19 protein-coding genes and 1 tRNA gene are annotated in these 18,116 nt (G+C 67.0%); 10 read left to right on the forward strand and 10 right to left on the reverse strand.

All coding sequences use genetic code 11. The features are described 5' to 3' along the window. Positions 1-46: 46 nt before the first annotated feature. A tRNA-Pro gene (locus tag D5084_RS05385) sits at positions 47-123 on the forward strand. Positions 124-138: 15 nt separating this feature from the next. Here the strand turns inward: D5084_RS05385 and D5084_RS05390 are convergent. The 5 genes from D5084_RS05390 to D5084_RS05410 all read right to left on the reverse strand — a co-directional run bounded on the left by D5084_RS05390 (position 139) and on the right by D5084_RS05410 (position 3,983). Further along, a complete protein-coding gene (locus D5084_RS05390; RefSeq protein WP_128514490.1) occupies positions 139-1,041 on the reverse strand; it encodes an ornithine cyclodeaminase family protein in 903 nt (300 codons plus the stop codon). Then, positions 1,038-1,661 (reverse strand): HAD-IA family hydrolase, encoded by a 624-nt coding sequence (locus D5084_RS05395; RefSeq protein WP_128514491.1) that lies wholly within the window; start codon positions 1,659-1,661, stop codon positions 1,038-1,040. Before D5084_RS05395 ends, D5084_RS05390 begins: the two co-directional genes overlap by 4 nt. After that, positions 1,651-2,586 carry a DMT family transporter gene (locus tag D5084_RS05400; RefSeq protein WP_128514492.1) on the reverse strand — a complete coding sequence of 312 codons (936 nt, stop codon included), beginning with the start codon at positions 2,584-2,586 and terminating at the stop codon, positions 1,651-1,653. Before D5084_RS05400 ends, D5084_RS05395 begins: the two co-directional genes overlap by 11 nt. Positions 2,587-2,660: 74 nt before the next feature. Then, complete coding sequence (locus tag D5084_RS05405) at positions 2,661-3,005, reverse strand: hypothetical protein (protein WP_128514493.1); 345 nt, start codon at positions 3,003-3,005, stop codon at positions 2,661-2,663. 147 nt (positions 3,006-3,152) lie between these two features. After that, positions 3,153-3,983: a CPBP family intramembrane glutamic endopeptidase gene (locus D5084_RS05410; protein WP_128514494.1), complete on the reverse strand. Its 831-nt coding sequence runs from the start codon at positions 3,981-3,983 to the stop codon at positions 3,153-3,155. Between the two features lie 163 nt (positions 3,984-4,146). Here D5084_RS05410 and D5084_RS05415 point away from each other — a divergent pair, with 163 nt between their 5' ends. The 5 genes from D5084_RS05415 to D5084_RS05435 all read left to right on the forward strand — a co-directional run bounded on the left by D5084_RS05415 (position 4,147) and on the right by D5084_RS05435 (position 10,837). Beyond that, on the forward strand, positions 4,147-4,554 hold the full coding sequence (locus D5084_RS05415; protein ID WP_128514495.1) for a c-type cytochrome: 408 nt from the start codon (positions 4,147-4,149) through the stop codon (positions 4,552-4,554). Between the two features lie 248 nt (positions 4,555-4,802). Beyond that, entirely contained in the window at positions 4,803-6,566 is a 1,764-nt protein-coding gene (locus tag D5084_RS05420; RefSeq protein ID WP_128514496.1) for a PQQ-dependent methanol/ethanol family dehydrogenase, read from the forward strand. 171 nt (positions 6,567-6,737) lie between these two features. Continuing rightward, positions 6,738-7,400, forward strand: coding sequence for a response regulator transcription factor (locus tag D5084_RS05425; RefSeq protein ID WP_238382537.1), 663 nt, complete (start codon positions 6,738-6,740; stop codon positions 7,398-7,400). 67 nt (positions 7,401-7,467) lie between these two features. Then, on the forward strand, positions 7,468-8,631 hold the full coding sequence (locus D5084_RS05430; protein WP_128514498.1) for an FIST N-terminal domain-containing protein: 1,164 nt from the start codon (positions 7,468-7,470) through the stop codon (positions 8,629-8,631). 10 nt (positions 8,632-8,641) lie between these two features. Then, positions 8,642-10,837, forward strand: a complete 2,196-nt coding sequence (locus tag D5084_RS05435) for a hybrid sensor histidine kinase/response regulator (protein WP_128514499.1) — start codon at positions 8,642-8,644, stop codon at positions 10,835-10,837. Between the two features lie 68 nt (positions 10,838-10,905). Here the strand turns inward: D5084_RS05435 and D5084_RS05440 are convergent, their stop codons facing one another. The 5 genes from D5084_RS05440 to D5084_RS05460 form a co-directional block, all read right to left on the reverse strand. Continuing rightward, positions 10,906-11,778, reverse strand: coding sequence for an ABC transporter permease (locus D5084_RS05440; RefSeq protein ID WP_128514500.1), 873 nt, complete (start codon positions 11,776-11,778; stop codon positions 10,906-10,908). Next, the gene (locus D5084_RS05445) at positions 11,775-12,488 is read right to left on the reverse strand and encodes an ABC transporter ATP-binding protein (protein WP_128514501.1); all 714 of its coding nucleotides are present in this window, start codon (positions 12,486-12,488) and stop codon (positions 11,775-11,777) included. The genes D5084_RS05440 and D5084_RS05445 overlap by 4 nt, the downstream gene beginning before the upstream one ends. A 139-nt stretch (positions 12,489-12,627) precedes the next feature. Continuing rightward, complete coding sequence (locus D5084_RS05450) at positions 12,628-13,053, reverse strand: cupredoxin domain-containing protein (protein WP_128514502.1); 426 nt, start codon at positions 13,051-13,053, stop codon at positions 12,628-12,630. Between the two features lie 51 nt (positions 13,054-13,104). Then, positions 13,105-14,055 (reverse strand): YVTN family beta-propeller repeat protein, encoded by a 951-nt coding sequence (locus D5084_RS05455; protein WP_128514503.1) that lies wholly within the window; start codon positions 14,053-14,055, stop codon positions 13,105-13,107. Beyond that, entirely contained in the window at positions 14,052-15,221 is a 1,170-nt protein-coding gene (locus D5084_RS05460) for an ABC transporter substrate-binding protein (RefSeq protein ID WP_128514504.1), read from the reverse strand. The genes D5084_RS05455 and D5084_RS05460 overlap by 4 nt, the downstream gene beginning before the upstream one ends. Before the next feature lie 161 nt (positions 15,222-15,382). Between D5084_RS05460 and pedF the strand changes: the two genes are divergently transcribed. From pedF to D5084_RS05480, 4 genes are all read left to right on the forward strand, one after another. Further along, complete coding sequence (pedF, locus tag D5084_RS05465) at positions 15,383-16,066, forward strand: cytochrome c-550 PedF (RefSeq protein ID WP_128514505.1); 684 nt, start codon at positions 15,383-15,385, stop codon at positions 16,064-16,066. 1 nt (position 16,067) lies between these two features. Then, positions 16,068-16,979: a transporter substrate-binding domain-containing protein gene (locus tag D5084_RS05470; protein ID WP_128514506.1), complete on the forward strand. Its 912-nt coding sequence runs from the start codon at positions 16,068-16,070 to the stop codon at positions 16,977-16,979. Positions 16,980-17,052: 73 nt separating this feature from the next. Continuing rightward, complete coding sequence (locus D5084_RS05475) at positions 17,053-17,586, forward strand: SRPBCC family protein (RefSeq protein WP_128514507.1); 534 nt, start codon at positions 17,053-17,055, stop codon at positions 17,584-17,586. Between the two features lie 38 nt (positions 17,587-17,624). Next, positions 17,625-18,110, forward strand: a complete 486-nt coding sequence (locus D5084_RS05480; protein ID WP_128514508.1) for a (2Fe-2S)-binding protein — start codon at positions 17,625-17,627, stop codon at positions 18,108-18,110. The last annotated feature ends 6 nt before the right edge of the window (positions 18,111-18,116 follow it).

Here is an 18,116-nt window from a genome sequence, read left to right on the forward strand (position 1 = left end):
CCCTCTTGCCAAAGCCGGGCTTAGGGTTTAACCCCCGGCGCACGGTCGGAGCGTAGCGCAGTCTGGTAGCGCACCTGCTTCGGGAGCAGGGGGTCGGAGGTTCGAATCCTCTCGCTCCGACCAATTTCCCGACATTCCCTATGCAGAACGATTGGCCCAGGCCCGGGCGATGTAGGTCGCCGTCATCAGGTCCAGATGCGCGCCGCCGCCGTTCTTGGCGATGGTGATCTCGTCCTCGGACCGGCGGGCGTAAAGCGCGGGGTCGTCGTAGAAATCGGCGATCACGTCGGCTTCGGTGATCGCGCCCGAAGCAATCGGGTCCATCAGCTCGCCGATGTGGTGGATCGTGGTGGCGCGGCTGTCCACGAAGACCCGCGCGCGGGCCATGGCGGTATCGTCCACCTCGCGCATGCCGGGCTTGTAGGCGCCGATCAGGTCCAGATGCTGGCCCGGTTGCAACCAGTCGCCCCGGATCAGCGGTTCGGTCGCCATGGTGGCGGTGCAGATGACATCGGCCCCGCGCACCGCCGTTTCCAGATCCTCGGCCACCGGCAGGCCCATCGCCTGAGCCGAAGCGCGGGACCGGCTCCAGACGGTGAAGCGCGCGTCGGGGAACAGGGCGGAATAGGCTTCGACCATGCTGCGCGCCACCGCCCCGGCGCCGACCAGGAGGAAATGGCGCGCATCCTTCCGCGCGAGGCGCGAGGCGGACAAGAGGCTGTCGCCCGCCGTCTTCCATTTGGTGACCAGATGGAAATCGACGATGGCCGAAAGATCGCCGGTCACATCGTCGAACAGCGTCACGGCGCCGAAGATCGTCGGCACGCCGCGGGCGGCATTGCCCGGGAAGATCGTCGCCACCTTGACCAGCGCACCCAGCCCGTCGATCCAGGCCGCACGGTCCAGCAGCGTATCCTGACCGCGATGGAGGAACATGTCCCTGATCTCGGCCCGGGGCAGGCGGTGCCCGGCTTCGAAGGCGTCCAGCAGGCCCTGCCAGGACAGAAGCGCCTCGGCCTCTTTCGGAACGATCTGGGTCATAGCCCTGCCTCTTCGTTGGTCAATAGTCCCTCGGCCACCAGTCGCGCGGCCCAGCCTTGCCAGCTTTCGAACTGATGCGTGCGCCAGCTGCGGCGCGCGGCGGCGGTGATGTTCTCGGCCTTGTCATCGGTGAACAGCAGGCGATCCGGCGCGATGCCGCAATCCTCTTCCACCGCCTGATAGATGCGGGGATCGGGTTTCGAGACCCGCAGTCGGCCCGAGACATATTCGCGGTCGAACTCGCCGAGGAAATCCAGCTTGGTCCGCGCCTCCTCGTAGGAATAGCTGCCGAAGTTTGTCAGGCAGAAGACCGGCACGCCCTTGCCCCGCAGCGCGCGCAGAAGGGCGATGGAGCCTTCGATGCGGGGCGAAGCCAGCTCGATCCAGCGGTCGTACCACATGCGGATTTCGGCGGCCCAGTCGGGGTGGCGGTCGGCCCAGTCGTAGATCGTCTCGCGGAACAGCGCGCCGTCATCGATCAGCGCGTTCATGCCGTGCAGATCGACCTCGGCAAACAGGCGACGGCGGCGGTCCTGGCCGATGACGCGGTCGTAGAAGGCCTCGGGCTGCCAGCGGGTCAGCACGTTGCCGATGTCGAAGATCACTGCCTCAGGCTGCATCGCTTTTCCGTCTGACCACCGTTTCGCGCCAGATCACATAAAGGCCCGAGCCGCAGATCAGCGCAATCCCGACCCAGGACACCGCGTCGGGAAAGGTGCCGAAGACGACCAGCCCCCAGAAGATCGCCAGCGGCATGCCCACATATTCGAAGGGCGCGATCAGCCCGGCCTCGGAGGTGCGGTAGGCCTGCGTGACCATCATCCCGCCGATGCCCACGGACAGGCCCGTGGCAAGGAAGATCGGCCAGTCGGCCAGCGGCGGCCAGATCCAGGGGCGGAACAGGAAGGCCCAGATCCCGTCTTCGGTGGCCAGATGGCCGTCTCCGGCCCAGGCGCCCATCGCCAGGCTGACGAGGACAAAGCCGAGCTGGACGTAGAAGGACAGCGTCATCGCGCTTTCGGTGCCGCCCATGTGGCGGGCCAGGAGGTTTCCGGTGGCGTAAAGGACGGCCGAGACCAGGACGAGGAGCGCGGCGGGCTGGATCACTCCCGCCCCGGGGCGCAGCATGACGATGACGCCGACCATGCCGACGAAGACGGCGGCCCAGCGCCGGGGGCCGACCTTTTCGCCCAGGACCAGGATCGACAGCAGCGTGATGACGATCGGGCTGACATAGGCCACGGCCACCGCATCGGCGAGGTCCATCACCGCAAGCCCGGTGAAATAGGTGACGTTCGACAGCATGACGATGGCCACGCGCAGTAGGTGCGTTGCGGGGCGACGCGTGACCAGCTGCGACCAGCCCCGGTCCGACCAGTGGATCACGCCCAGGATGAAGGCCATGGCGATGATGGCGCGGATCAGGATGACCTGATGCAGCGCATAGCCGCCCGACAGGAACTTGATCGAGACATCGTTGACCGAAAAGATCAGCGTGCCGCCGATGGCGAAGAGGATGCCGGTCAGGGCGGGGGAACGGGCCATGCGGCCACAGAAGCCGGGGGGCCGGGTTCCGTCTGTTCCGCCCGCGACATCAGGTGACGCGGGCAGGCCGGGGATCAGGGGTTGGTCGCCGGGGCTTCGGTCGCCGGGACTTCGGGGGCGGGTGCTTCGGCCGCCGGGACTTCGGGGGCCGGGGGGGCTGCGGGGGCCTCGGTCTGCGGCGGCGCAGCGGCGGCGGCCTCGATCGCGGCTTCAAGTTTGTCGCCGAGTTTGTCGACCTGAGCCTGAAGGTCAGCCACCTGCTTTTCCAGCGCCTCCTTCTCGGTCTCCTTCATCACGAGCGCGCTCTCTTTCGCCGCCAGTTCCTTTTGCAGGTCGGCGACCTTCTGGCTGGACTGATAGGCATAGAACCCGAGGATGGCGAGCGACGCCACGATGATGGCAACGAACAGATTCTTCATCCGCATCTCTCCGGAACTGCGATATCCGGCGGCACCTGACCACAAGCGTCGCCATCGCACAAGCGGCTTGGCAGGCGGAGTGGCGGTCCGGGAGGGACTGCCGCAACCGATCCAGAGATCAGAAAATGGTCAAGGTCTGAAGGACAGCTACCTGTCCACCGCCGTGACCTTGCGCAACAGGAACAGGGCGTAGAGGAGGTTCGGCATCACGATCGCCGTGGCCATGAGCAGGGCCTGCAAGGTCGGGGCCGGCTGGGGCTGCTGCTCGCCGACGGCCTCGAACGTCAGAAGCAGGAGGCCGAAGTTCCACAGCATGTGCATGGCGATGGACGGCCAGATCGATCCGGTGCGGATCAGAAGCGCACCCAGAAAAACGCCCGTCATCGTTGCCGCGACCGCCTGCACGCTGGACTGAGTCAGGTCGCCATAGGAGAAGCCGTTCAGCACATGCATCGACCCGAAGATGACCGAGGTCAGAAGAAGCGCGGGCCAGAGCCTTTGCCGGACGGCCATGGCTCGAAACAGGATGCCGCGGAACATCCATTCCTCGGACAGGGCGATCAGCAGCGTGTTCAGCGCCAGAAACCCGACCGCGCGCAAGGGTGGCAGGCCGATGGCGCTGGCCAGCGCGAAAATGGGCAGCAGCATCAGGACCGGAAACCAAAGGAGGCGCAGGGCGAGCCACAGCGGGGTCGGGCGGAAGCCGAGGTCCGACCAGCCGAAAAGGCGGGTGGCGATGGCCAGGACGGCCAGGCCGAGAAGAAGGTTCACGGCGACGCCTTGCGACAGGAGCGCGATCAGATCGGCCAGCGATGAGACACGCTCCTGACGCAACAGCAGGCCAAGCCCGAGGGTTGCGATGACCCACAGCGCAAGGGTCAGAAGCGCCTGCCGCAGACGGATGTCGATCGTCGCCTCTGGCCTGTCCATCCCGTGCAGTTCCGCCCCTTGTGGACCCGCGCGCCAGGTCCGTCCCATTCCCGCGAAACCGCCGGTCCGGCCCGCAAAAACCGCAGACTACGACCATAAACCCCCGGTTTCTACGACCATAGGGTGGTCCGCGCTTGACGCAAGTCAAACCCGTAGCCCTGTTCAGAGGCGCAGTCTGGCAGGGCAATCACCAGCCCCGGGAGGCCCTGCCATGCTCCGTTTCATCGCCCATCCGCTTGCCGTCGCCCTGACGATCCTGTCGCTGTCACCGGTGGCCGCTACGGCGGACGAGGCCGGGTCGTTCGGCCAGATCAAGATCGGTGCCGGCAAGGCCCTGTTCGAGGCCGAATGTCGCCGTTGCCACGCCACCGATGCCAGCGACCCAAGCTATGGCCCGCCGCTGGAGGGCGTCTTCGGCCGCAGGGCGGGAACCTTTGCGGGCTACCCCTATTCGGAGGCGTTGAAAACAGCCGGCTTTGTCTGGACTGCGGGCGCGTTGAAGGCCTGGATGGCGGACAATGACGGTTTTGTCCCGGGAACCAAGATGCGGCATGTGGGCATCGAGGATGCGACAGTGCAGGACTTCATCCTCGAATATCTGAAGTCGATCTCGGGCTGAAGGTTCGGCGGGTCCTCATCCCGGGCCCTCCAGGGGAGAGGGGCCGGTGTGGCCCCGGAACGGCGAAGGGGGCCGATGGCGTGCCTGCGGCGGGAGTGTTCGGGAGGTGAGCCGGCGCGGGGTGGCGGCAGATACGACCATTGGCCAATATCCCGGCCCGGCCTTGCGGCGCAAAGTGTCGCAGGACAGGAGCCCGGGGGAGGGACCGGCGCGCCGTCCTGTCGTGAAAACCCGAGGGAGGGATCCTGATGAACCGTTTTGTCGCTGCCGTCTCGGCGGCCCTGTTGCTTGCTGCCCCGGCCTATGCGGGGATCACCGAAGAGGACCTGGCGGGGGATGCGGCCTCGACCGGGGACGTGCTGACCAACGGCATGGGGCGCGATCTTCAGCGTTACAGCCCGCTGGCCACGATCAACAAGGACAACGTCGGCAAGATGGTCCCGGTCTGGGCCTTCTCCTTGGGCGGCGAGAAGCAGCGCGGGCAGGAGACCCAGCCCTTGATCCATGACGGGGTGATGTACATCACCGGGTCCTACAGCCGCCTCTATGCCATCGATGTGAAGACCGGGAAGGAGCTGTGGCAATACGACGCCCGCCTGCCCGAGGGCATCCTGCCCTGCTGCGACGTCATCAACCGGGGCGCGGCGCTGTACGGCGACAACATCTATTTCGGCACGCTGGACGCGCGTATCGTGGCGTTGAACGCCAAGACCGGAGATGTGGTCTGGAACAAGAAGATCGCGGAATACAAGGAAGGCTACAGCTACACCGCCGCGCCGCTGATCGTGAACGGGCTGGTCATCACCGGCAATTCGGGCGGCGAGTTCGGGATCGTGGGCGAAGTGCAGGCCCGCGATGCCGAGACCGGCGAGCTGGTGTGGACACGCCCGACCATCGAGGGCCACATGGGCACCTACATGGGCAAGGAAAGCACCATGACGGGGACGCTGAACGCCTCGTGGCCCGGCGATCTGTGGAAGACCGGCGGCGGGGCGACCTGGCTGGGCGGGTCCTATGACATCGAGACCAACACCATCGTCTTCGGCGCGGGCAACCCCGCGCCCTGGAACAGCTGGCTGCGCGATGCGGGGCAGAAGAACGACGGCACGGGCGACAACCTGTATGCCGCCTCGCGGCTGGGGCTGGACCCGGCGACGGGCGAGATCAAGTGGCACTACCAGACCACGCCGCGCGAGGGCTGGGACTATGACGGGGTGAACGAGGTCGTCGCCTTCACCGACAAGGACGGCAAGAAGAAGTTCGCCACCGCCGACCGCAACGGGTTCTTCTATGTGCTGAACCGCGAGGACGGGAAGTTCCTGAACGCCTGGCCCTTCGTGAAGGACATCACCTGGGCCAGCGGCATCGACGAGAACGGTCGGCCGATCTACAACGAGGCGAACCGTCCGGGGAACCCTGCCGCCGCGGCAGACGGGGCGAAGGGCGAGGTGATCTTCGCCTCGCCGTCGTTCCTGGGCGGCAAGAACTGGATGCCGATGGCCTACAGCCAGCGGACGGGGCTGTTCTATGTGCCCTCGAACGAATGGGGCATGGACATCTGGAACGAGCCGATCACCTACAAGAAGGGCGCGGCCTATCTGGGCGCGGGGTTTACCATCAAGCCGAACTACGAGGACCACATCGGCAGCCTGAAGGCGATCGACCCGATGACCGGCGAGTGGAAGTGGGAATACAAGAACCCCGCACCGCTCTGGGGCGGGGTGATGACCACGGCCGGCGGGCTGGTGTTCTTCGGCACCCCCGAGGGCGAGTTCAAGGCGCTGGACGACGAGACGGGCAAGGAGCTGTTCAGCTTCCAGACCGGATCGGGAATCGTGGGCCAGCCCGTCACCTGGGAGATGGACGGCGAGCAGTATGTGGCCGTGGTCTCGGGCTGGGGCGGTGCCGTGCCTCTGTGGGGCGGCGAGGTGGCCAGCAAGGTCAACTATCTGAACCAGGGCGGCATGGTCTGGGTGTTCAAGCTGCCCAAGGAACTGGCGATGGCGAACTGACCCCCTCTGGTCGATTGCTGCGCAGGGCCATGCGCGTCCGGGAAACCGGGCGCGCATGTGCTTTCGGGGCATAGGACTTTTGGCCTGTATCGGGCAGGGGCAGAGGGGGTTAGAGTTGGTCATGGACTTTGAAGGTTGAAGATCATGGTTCCACAGGCTGACCTCCGCCCGATGCATTCGGCCCTGATCGTGGACGACCATCCGCTGTTCTGCGACGCGCTGTCGATGACGCTGAAGTCGGTCGCGGGGATCGAGGAGATCGAGACGGCGGACCGGCTGGAGACGGCGATCCACCGCGTCGATCTGAGCCCGGCGCCGGATGCCATCGTGCTGGACCTGAACCTTCCGGACGTCAACGGGATCGACGGGTTGATCCGGTTGCGGCAGGCGGCGGGCGAGGTGCCGGTGCTGGTGGTGTCCTCGCTGGCGGACAACCGGGTGATCGGGGCCTGTCTTGCGGCAGGGGCGGCGGGCTTCGTGCCGAAACATTCCCGGCGCGAAGTCTTTCGTGCGGCCTTTGATGCCCTGCGCGAAGGCAGGCGTTTCCTTCCCGAAGGCTATGAGCCGGTGCCGGAGGGCAAGGCCAAGGGCTCGGCGAAGGAAGAGGCCATCGGGCGGCTGTCGCTGCTGACGCGGCAGCAGGCGAAGATATTGCAACTTATCTGCGAGGGGCTTCTGAACAAGCAGATCGCCTATGAGCTGTCGATCGCCGAGACCACGGTGAAGGCCCATGTCACCGCGATCATGCGCAAGCTGGGGGTTCAGAGCCGGACACAGGCGGTGCTGATCGCGCGCGAGACCAATTTCTCCAGCCTGATGCCCGAGGACGGCTGAACGCGCCCCAAATCCCTTGCCCTGATCGGACCCGGCACCGTAGCATCGGCGTCGGGAGAAGGACCAGATGATCGCGCCCGACAGCTTGGCCCCTGCCGATGCCGCTTCGGTGATGCCGCGCGCCCATGCCGGGGCGCGTGACCCGGACGCCCTGGCAAAGATTGCCCGCGACCTGGGACCCGGGCCCTTCGCGGCGGTGATCCTGTTCGTCTCGCCCGAAGCCGACCGCGCCGCGCTGGAGGCCGGGCTGCCGCTGGCCTTTCCGGGAGTGACGGTGATCGGCTGCACCACGGCGGGGGAAATCTCGCCCGAGGGCTATTGCGAAGGCGAGATCGTCGCGGTCGCCCTGCCCCGCTCATGCTTTGCGGTCGACTGTCTTGGGATCGACCTGACCGCGCTGGACGGGCAGGAATTGATCGGAAGGCTGATCCGGGCGCGGGCCGGTCTTGCGCGGGCGCATCCCGGCTGGGAGGACGAGTTCGCCTTCGTTCTGGTGGACGGCTTGTCGATCCGCGAGGACGAGTTGACGGCCGCTCTGGGGCCGGGTCTCGGGCCGGTGCAGCTTTTTGGCGGCTCGGCCGGGGACGGGACGCGGTTCGCCGAGACCTATGTCCTGCAGGACCGGCAGTTCCGGCAAGGCTGGGCCGTGCTGATGCTGGTGCGCACGGCCTGCAAGGTGCGGGTCTTCAGCCTGAACCACCTGACCCCGACAAACCGGCGCATGGTTGTGACCGGGGCCGATCCGGCGCGGCGCATCGTGCATCAGATCAACGCCGAACCGGCGGCGCAGGAATATGCCCGCCTTCTGGGCAAGGACCCCGCGCAACTGACCACCTTCACCTTCGCCGCCCATCCCGTTGTCGTGCGGATCGGCGGCAGCCACCACGTCCGCGCGATCCAGCAGATGGCCGACAACGGCGATCTGGTGTTCTTCTCGGCCATCGACGAGGGGCTGGTCCTGACCCTGGCCGAGCCGCAGGACATGGCCCTGCACCTGGACCGCGCGCTGTCCGACCTGTCGGCAGAGCGCAAACCGGCGGCGATCCTGGCTTGCGACTGCATCCTGCGGCGGATCGAGGCGATGGAGAACCAACGCTTCGGCGCGGTGTCAAACCTGCTGAAGCGGCACGGTGTCGTGGGCTTTTCCACCTATGGTGAGCAGTTGAACTCGATGCATGTCAACCAGACGATGACCGGGGTGGCGATCTACCCGCCGAAGGCAGGGTCATGAGGGCGGGCGCATGATCGAGACGCTGATCAACCCGGCCGACAGCGCCGAGCGGCGGGCGGAAAAGCTGCTTACCATCGCCGAGGCGCTGATGCGGCGGGTCGAACAGGCGACGGATGACAGCGGCGCGGCCTACGCCCAGTTCCAGCGCGCCGCGCTGCTGGAGGATCAGGTCCGCGAGCGCACGCATGATCTGGGCCGGGCGCTGGACCTGTTGAACGATTCGAACGCTCGGCTGGCCGAGGCGATGCGCGAGGCGGAAACCGCGCGGCAGAACCTGTCGAACGCCATCGAGACGGTGCAGGAGGGCTTTGCGCTTTTCGACCGCGAGGATCGGCTGGTGATGTGCAACAGCCGGTTCGCCATGCACATGCCGGATGTCCATGCCCGGTTGCAGCCCGGGCTGGCCTTTGCAGAGTATGTGGCGATGGTCAGCCTCTCGCCGCATCTGGCGCTGCCCGATGGCGAGGCTGCGCAGGATTGGGCGCAGTCCCGGATGCGGCGGCACAAGGACCGGCATGTCATCTTCAACGTGCGGATGACCGGCGACCACTGGGTGCAGGTCAGCGAGCATCGCACGGCGGACGGCGGCACGGTGATCCTTCAGACCGACGTGACCGACATCATCCGCGCCGAGCGGCACGAGCGCGGCAAGCTTCTGGACGATCAGGCGCGGGTGATCCGGGCGACGCTGGACCATATCAACCAGGGCGTTGGCATCTTCGACGCCGAAGCGCGGCTGATCGGCTGGAATCAGCGGCTTGGGGCGCTTCTGTCGCTGCCGATGGGGCGGCTGCGCATCGGGGCGAGCTTCGAGAACCTGTTCAGCAGGTTCCGGGCCGAGATGCAGTCCGACGACATCAGCGTCGAGGCGCTGATGGCCTGGGTCACGGCGGGGGGCGTGCGACCGCCCCTGGAGTTCGAGGTGCGGCGCGGCGAGGACCTGATCCTGGACGTCTTTGCGCAAGGGATGCCCGACGGGGGCTTCGTGTTCAGTTTCACCGATGTCACGGCAGAGCGTGCCGCGCTGGTGGCGCTGAGCCGGGCGAACGAGACGCTGGAAGCCCGGGTGATGGAGCGGACGCTGGAGCTGGAGGACGCGCTGGCCCATGCCGAACGCGCCAATGCCAGCCGGTCGCGCTTTGTGGCGGCGGCGAGCCATGACCTGTTGCAACCCCTGTCGGCGGCGAAGCTGTTCATCTCCTCGATCAGCGGCGAGGGGCTGGAGCCGGGGGCGCGGGTCGCGCTGGAGAAGGCGCAGAATGCGCTGATGTCGGTGGAGGGCATCCTGGATGCTCTTCTGGACATCTCGAAGCTGGAATCGGGGAAGGCGGCGGTCAGCGTGGGGGCGGTGCAGCTGAACCGTCTGCTGCGGACCCTGTCCGAGGAATTCGCGCCGATGGCAGCGGCCAAGGGGCTGAAGCTGGTGGTGGTCCCCTGCGGCGCGGTGGTCGAAAGCGACCCGGCCTATCTGCGGCGCATCCTGCAGAACCTGATCGGCAACGCAATCCGCTATACCGCGAAGGGCCGGGTGCTGGTGGGGGCGCGCAGGCGCGGCGCGGCGGTGCGGCTGGAGGTCTGGGATACGGGGCCGGGTATCCCGGAAGAGGCGCAGAACGACATCTTCAAGGAGTTCCACCGGCTGAACGCCCGCGCTTCGGCCAGCGAGGGGATGGGGCTGGGGCTGGCGATCGTGGAGCGGGCCTGCGCGCTGCTGGGGCATCCCCTGGGCCTGCGGTCCGAGGTGGGGCGCGGGACCTGCTTCATGCTGCAGCTGCCCCTGTCCGAGGCGGGCGAGGGTCTGCCGCTGCCGGTGGAAGTGCCCGAGCGGCGCAGCGGCCCGGTGGCGGCGGAGAAGATCGCGTTTCTGGTGGAGAACGACGCCGAATTGCTGCGGGCGCTGAGCCTGTTGCTGGAGAAATGGGGGATGACGGTGCTGGAGGCGGCTTCGGGCGAGGAGGCACTGGCGCTGATCGAGGAGATCGGCATCCTGCCGGATATCTTCCTGGTGGATCACCAGCTGGGTGCGGGGATGACGGGGATCGAGTTCCTGATCCGCATCCGCGCGGCACATGGGCCGGTGCCCGCCAAGCTTATCACCGCGCACCGGGGCTGGGACCTGCGGGCGGCCGCGACCTCGGCGGGGATCGAGGTGCTGTACAAGCCCATCGACCCCCGCGCGCTGGAGGCGGTGGTGGCGCGGCTTTGACGGGTAGATCTTGCCTCGCGCCTTGCTTTTCGTCGCGGGCGCGGAGAACCGAAGGGCCCGAGGAGCGGTCAGCCCTTACTGCGGGTGAAGCCGCGGGCAGGGTCGTAGCCGTACAGCGCCGCGGCGGCGAAGGCGGCAGTGGCAAGGCAGGTCCAGCCTAAGGCGGGCCAGTTCGGCGCAAGGTAGAGCGAGAAGCGGATCAGTTCGACCGCCTGGGTGAAGGGGTTGATCGCACAGGCCTTTGCGAGGGCGGGGCTCGCTTCGGCCATCTTCCACAGCGGGTAGAGCGCGGAGGAGAGGAAGAACATCGGGAAGATCACGAAGTTCATCACCCCGGCGAAGTTTTCCAGCTGGCGGATGAGCGAGGAGAGGAGGAGGCCGAGCGCTCCCAGCATCAGGCCGGTCAGCAGGAGAGCGGGGATCACTGCGATCAGGCCCATCAGCGGCGGACGGATGCCCCAGGCGTAGCCGATGGCCAGGAATACCGCGCATTGCAGCAGGCTGATGAGCGTGCCAGCGAGGAGTTTCGCGAACAGAAGCCAGCCGCGCGGCAAGGGCGCCGTCAGGAGGAGCCGCATCGAGCCCATCTCGCGGTCATAGACGAGGGAGAGCGAGGACTGCATGCCGTTGAAGAGGCAGATCATGCCGAGCAGGCCGGGGAGGATGTAGGTCTCGTAGGTGATGTAGGTCTGATAGGGCGGCGTGATCGACAGGCCAAGCGCGGCGCGAAAGCCTGCGGCGAAGACGAGAAGCCAGACGAGCGGGCGGACGAGGGCGGCGATGAGGCGGCTTTTCTGGCCGAGGAAACGCGAGAGTTCGCGGTGGAGGATGGCTTTCAGCGCGATGAGGTAGCGCCCCTTGGCAGGCCCCGGGGGGCGTGCGCCGCCCCCCGGCCCCCCCTGCGGGATATTTGTGGACAGATGAAAGGGATCGGGAGTCATGCGCTTGCCCCGATCAGGGCGAGGAAGCGGTCGGTGAGCGTGGTGCCTTCGGCGAGCGCGGCGGCGGTGTCATCGGCCAGAAGGCGGCCCCTGTGCAGGATCAGGCAGCGGTCGGTGGGGGAGACCTCGTCGGTCAGATGGGTGGCCCAGAGGACGGTGGTGCCGTCCCGCGCCAGTTGGTGCGCGTGGTCGGTGATCGCCCGACGCGAGGCGGCGTCGAGGCCGACGGTGGGTTCGTCGAGGAGAAGGACCTGCGGGCGGTGGATCAGCGCCCGGGCGAGTTCGACGCGGCGGCGCTGTCCTCCGGAGAGGCTGCGGGCGGGGGTGTCGGCGCGGTCGGTGAGACCCAGGGTTGCCAGCACCTCGTCGGCGCGGAACCGGGCGGCGGCGCCGGTCAGGCCGTGCAGCGCGGCGTAGTAGAGAAGGTTGCGCCGGGTGGTCAGGTCGAGGTCGAGGGTGGGCTGCTGGAAGACGACGCCAAGGGCGGCAAGAGCCTTGAGCGGCGTCTTGTTCAGGTCGTGGCCGGCGATGGTGATCCGGCCCTGCGGCGCGGTGAAGAGGCGGGTCAGAAGAGAGAACAGGGTGGATTTGCCAGCCCCGTTCGGGCCGAGGAGCGCGGTGAAGCTGCCGGGGTCGAGCGTGAAGGACAGGCCATCAAGCGCCTTGCGCGGTCCGTAGGCGAAGGAAAGGTTCTCGACGGCAAGGGTCATCGGCTGGGTCCTTCGGGGACGGCAGGCGCGGCCCGGCGCGGCGCCATCCTTCCCCATCCCCTCTCTACAAGGGGGGAGGGCAGGTGCACTTGCCCCACGGTTTCGCGTTGAAGCCAACGAATCTTGCGCATCGTCTGGCTCATTCGATGGTGATCCGCAGGGTCTGGGTCTCGCCGCCCTGCGGGGTGCGCAGGGTGTAGGTGCCGGGCTTGATGGCGATGAAGCCGATCTCCATCGTCCCGGCCTCGTCGAATTCCACGCTGTCCAAGCCGAGGGGGCGGATCTCCAGACCCTCGATCACGATCTCGTCGATCCAGATCGCGCGGAAGAAGTCGGGGCCGGACAGGGCAAGTTCCTGAGAGCCGTCCGAAGTGATCTCGACCTCGTAATAGGTGCCGGACTTCAGCACCCAGGGGGGGCCGAGGGGTTCGCCTGCGGAGAGGATGATCTCGGGCAGGTCCTGCTTGTTCGTGGCGGCGAAGAGGCCGGCGGGGGCGTCCTGGGCCTGGGCGGGGAGGGCCAGCAGGGCCAGAATCGCGGCCCCCCTCCCCCATCCCCTCCCCATAGGGGGGAGGGGAGGCGCGGGGCGCTGGTGTCGGGCGGGATCGGGCATCGGTCATTCCGTGGGGCGGAAGGCGGCGCCCCAGGGGAAGCGGCCGACCTTGATGGATTTGAGTGCGGTGCGCGAGGCGACGTCGATCACGGTCACGTCGCCCGACACGCCGTTTGTGGTGAAGAGCTGCGAATGGTCGCGGTTGAAGGCCAGATGCCAGACGCGACGGCCGACGAGGATGTAGGTCTCGACCTGATAGGTCTGCATGTTCACCACGGCGACATGGTTCGAGGGGCCGAGCGCCACGAAGGCGGTGGAATGGTCGGGGGTGAATTCGAAGCCGACGGGCTGGATCAGGTCCTTGTTGACGCCCGGAATCTCGAAGCGGATCTTCGCCTTTTCGGCCTTGGTCGCGATGTCGAAGACGGTCACCGTGCCGCCGACTTCGGAAGAGACCCAAAGTTCGGTGTCGGTGAATTCGGCGTGGCGGGGGCGGCTGTCCACCAGGGTGTTGGCGATGATCTGATGCGTCGCGGTGTCGATCCAGTGCGCCATGTTCGTCGTCTCGGAGGTGGTGACGACGATGGAGCCGTCGCGCGAGACGCCCATGCCTTCGGGCTCGATCCCGACGTTGATCTGGGCCACGACCTTGCGGGTGTCCACATCGACAACGGTGGTCACGGCGTCGTCCTCGTTGGCGATCCAGAGATGGCGGTCGTCGGGGTGGAGGACGAATTGCTCCGGGTCCTCGCCCGAGGGCAGGTCGTGCAGGACTTCCCCCGTGGCCGGGTCCATCACCTGCACGGTGTCGCTGTCGGAGGCACAGATGTAGACGCGGGAGAAGTCGTGGGAGAAGGTGATCCCGCGCGGGCGTTCGCCGGTGGGGATGGTGCGGATGACCTCGAGCGTTTCAGTGTCGATCACGCTGATCGTGTCGTCCTTTTCGTTGGTCACCCAGATTTCGTCGGCCATGGCCGGGGCGGCGAGAAGGCACAGTGTGAGGGCGCGGATCATGCGGGGTCCTTGAAGGCGGTGCAGGCGGATTCGGGGGCGTCGAGGCCGAGAGTGTCCATCTCGTTGCGCTGGTGCAGGAAGCCCTCGACCGGGGCGAGGGTGACGAGCGCGCGGGCGTTCACCACGGCGATGGGCTGACGCAGCTGACCGTTCCAGGCGCGGAAAGAAAGGCCGCGGCCCTTGAAGCCGTCCATCTGGAAGGCGGGGTCCAGCAGGAAGGCGCGCAGCGTCGCAGGGTCGTTGGCGTTGGTGCGGGTGACGGCCTCGCCGATGGCGCGGACGGCGGCCCAGGCGGCATAGTCCTGGCCGCGCATGGGGCGATGGGCATGGGCTTCGAACCGGTTCTGCAACTGGACGGCGCCCCAGCTTTCGATCACGGGACTCCAGGCGGTCGGGACCATGCCGTCCGAGCCCGCGACGGGGCGGGGAAGCCAGGAGTTGTGCTCGACATAGCGGCCGAAGTCGTCCGTCTCGTCGGCCACAAGGATCACGTCATGGTCGGGGAAATCCTGGGTAAACCGCGGGACTTCGTCCATCGTGGAGTCGCGCAGGTCGGTGTCGAAGGTCCATTCCTTTTCGGCCGCGATGGTGATGCCGAACTTGGTCGCCGAGCGACGGAGGGCCTCGGCGAAGGCCAGGTCGGCGGGTTTCGGGCCGGTGATGAGGACGGTGGTCTGCCACTGCTTGCGTTGCAGAACCTGCATCAGGGCATCGGTGCGCGCGGCATCTTCGGGGATCGTGTGCAGCAGGTTCGCGCGACAGTCGGCAGAGCGGAGGCTTTCGGCGCCGGAGGAGACGTTGAAGAGCAGAGCGTCCTGCGCCTGAGGCAGGTCGGCGACGGACAGGATCGCGGCGGGGTCGGCGTCGATCAGGATGAGGCGAGAGGTCTTCAACACCTCTCGGGCGGCGGCGGGAAAGTCGCCTTCCGGGGGAACCGAGACCACGGTCAGACTGTAGCCGTGGCCGAGGAAGCTGCCGGTGGTCTGGGTATCCTTCACGGCGATCTCCGCCCCGGCGAGGCCGAGATCCTCGGGCACCGGATCGAGGTTGGACAGGACCGGGGGGCGGTCCACCTCGAGCCGCAGATAGGTGATGGCCACCGGTAGATCGGCCCAGGCGGGCGCGGCGACCGCCAGGGTGGCGACGGTGAACAATCGGCGGAACATGGAGCCCTCCCTCCAGTCCTTGCAGCCTGCGGCAGGGGGGCGGCGGGGCCAATACGACCATCGTCGCACGGCCGACGCGGGCGGGTTGCACCTTGGTCGAATGGCGGGGTGGACGGGTCGGCGTTACGCCTTGGGCCGAGGACCTGGAGGAGGACCCCCGAATGAAGCGCATGACCCTGGCGGGCCCCGCCTTTCTGGCAACCCTGACCTTGACCGCGACGCTGGCCTTCGGCCATGGCGACGTGGCCCCTCAGCCGGTGAACACCGATGCCCTGCCGGATGTGGGCGAGGAATGGCTGACCGAAAACCCCTACCGGGCCGAGAAGGCAGGCGAGGAGGTCTGGTGGCAGGCGGTGCTGATCGGGGATTCGGGCTACAACCAGAACTGCGCGCGCTGCCACGGGCTGGGCGTCGTCTCGGGCGGGCTGGCGCCGGATCTGCGCTATCTGGAGGCGGCGGAATACGGCGACGAATGGTTCGCCGAACGCTTCCAGCACGGTTTCACGCAGAACGGGACGACGAAGATGCCGGCCTTCGGCGAGATCCTGGGCCAGAAAGCGGCCTGGGCGATCCGCACCTACATCGAGACCCGGCCCGAGGATGGCGCCCTGGACGCCCACAAGGAGAGGCTGGGCGCGATCCGGGACCAGCTGAATGCAGGCGAAGGCGACGAGGCGGAACTGAAGGCGGAACTGATGGAAATCGCGGCGGGGATCGCCACGGCCTCGGGCGCGCCCAAGGCGGACTCGGCGGCCCTGCGGGCGGCGCTTGCGCTGGACGGGACGCCGGCAGCAAAGAAGCACGCGGCCGAGATGCTGACGATCGGGCTGTCGGCTGCGCACTAGGATGTGGCGCGCGGCGGTTCTAGCTCTTGTGCTTTCGGCGGGTCTGGCACAGGCCCGCTGCGAGGATCATGTGCCGGGCGCGAGGCCGCAGAATACCCCGCGTCAGGATGTCGGCCAGACACTGGACAGCATCGTCGAACGCGGCTGGATCGAGATCGCCGTCTATGAGGACTTTCCGCCCTATTCCTGGCAGGACGGCAGCACCCCGAAGGGTGTCGATGTCGAGGTCGGCCGGATCATCGCGGAAAGCCTGGGGGTCGAACCCCGCTTTCGCTTTGTCCAGTCCGGCGAGACGCTGGAGGCGGATCTTCTGAATTATGTCTGGAAGGGGGCGGCGATCGGCGGGCATGTGTCAAACCTGATGATGCGGGTGCCCTACAACAGCGATTTCACCTGCCGGGTCGAGCAGGTGATCTTCACCGGCCAGTATGCCGGCGAGAAGGTGGGCATCGCCTATCGGATCGACGCCTATCCCGATGCGGTGCAGAAGCCCAATGCGGATGGACGTCACCCCGATGCTCCGGTCCCGTCGTTCTTCGTCTATGATCCGGTGGGGGTCGAGAACGACTCGATCTCGGATTTCTACCTGACCGCGACCTTCGGGGCCTCGGCGAAGATGACGCGCTACAAGACCACGGGCGCGGCGATGGCGGCGCTGAACGCGGGCGAGGTCTGGGCGGTGATGGGGCCGCTGTCCCAGCTTGAAGCGGGGGCCGGCCCGGGAGTTGCGGTGCATGCGCCCCTGCTGCCTGGGTTCCAGCTGTCGCACTGGACGCTGGGCGTGGCGGTGCATCAAAGCCACCGGGACCTTGGCTATGCCGTGGACGATGCCGTGGCGGCGGCGTTGGCCGACGGACGGATCGCGGCGATCTTCGCCGACTACGGGCTGGACTTCACGCCACCTGACCGCTGAACCTACGACTTAGGCAGCATAGCCGCAGCCTGCCCGGCCCCTTAGGCTATGCCCCAACAGAGGGATCAATCCGATGAAACTGACCGACACCCGCGAGATCAAGGCGGACCCGAAGGTCGTCTGGGACGCCATCCTGAACCCCGAGGTCCTGAAGGCGTGCATCCCCGGCTGCGAAAGCATGTCCGGGTCCGTGGCCGAGGGCTATGAGGCGGTGGTCAAGCAGAAGGTAGGCCCCGTGTCGGCGACCTTCACCGGGTTGGTGCAGCTGTCCGACATCGTCGAGGGCCGGTCGCTGAGGATTTCCGGCGAGGGCAAGGGCGGCGTCGCGGGCTTTGCCAAGGGCGGCGCCAATGTCGCCTTCGAGCCGATCGAGGGCGGCACCCGCCTCACCTACGAGGCCGAGGCCAATGTCGGCGGCAAGATCGCCCAGCTGGGCAGCCGGATCATCGACAGCTTTGCCAAGAAGCTGGCGGACGAGTTCTTCGCCCGCTTTCAGGCCGCGGTCGAGGAGCCCGAGCCCGAGCCCGAGCCGGAACATGTGACCGAAGAAGCTGTTGCCGATTCGGGAGAAAAGAAGAAGGGTTGGTTCAAACGACTGATCGGTTGAACCGACGGATAGCCAGGACGACCCAGGGAGGAACAAGGATGACCAAGGTCTCGATGACCGTGAACGGCAAGGCCGTTTCCGGCGAGGTGGAAGGGCGGACGCTTTTGTCCTCTTTCCTGCGTGAGGGGCTGGGCCTGACCGGCACCCATGTCGGCTGCGACACCAGCCAGTGCGGCGCCTGCGTGGTGCACGTGGACGGCAAGCCGGTGAAAAGCTGCACCGTCTTTGCGGCGGACGTCGCGGGGGCGAGCGTCAGGACCATCGAGGGGATGGCCAACCCGGACGGCTCCCTGTCGGTGATCCAGCAGGCGTTTCAGGACCATCATGGGCTGCAATGCGGCTTCTGCACGCCGGGCATGGTGATGTCGACGGCCGCACTTCTGGCGGAAAACCCGAAGCCCACCGAGGCGGAGGTGCGCCATTACCTGGACGGCAACATCTGCCGCTGCACCGGCTATCATAACATCGTCAAGGCCGTGATGGCTGCCTCGGGGCAGGACGTCTCGGCTCTGGCTGCGGAATAGGGGGGA

Source organism: Tabrizicola thermarum (assembly GCF_003574395.1).
Lineage (GTDB): Bacteria > Pseudomonadota > Alphaproteobacteria > Rhodobacterales > Rhodobacteraceae > Tabrizicola > Tabrizicola thermarum.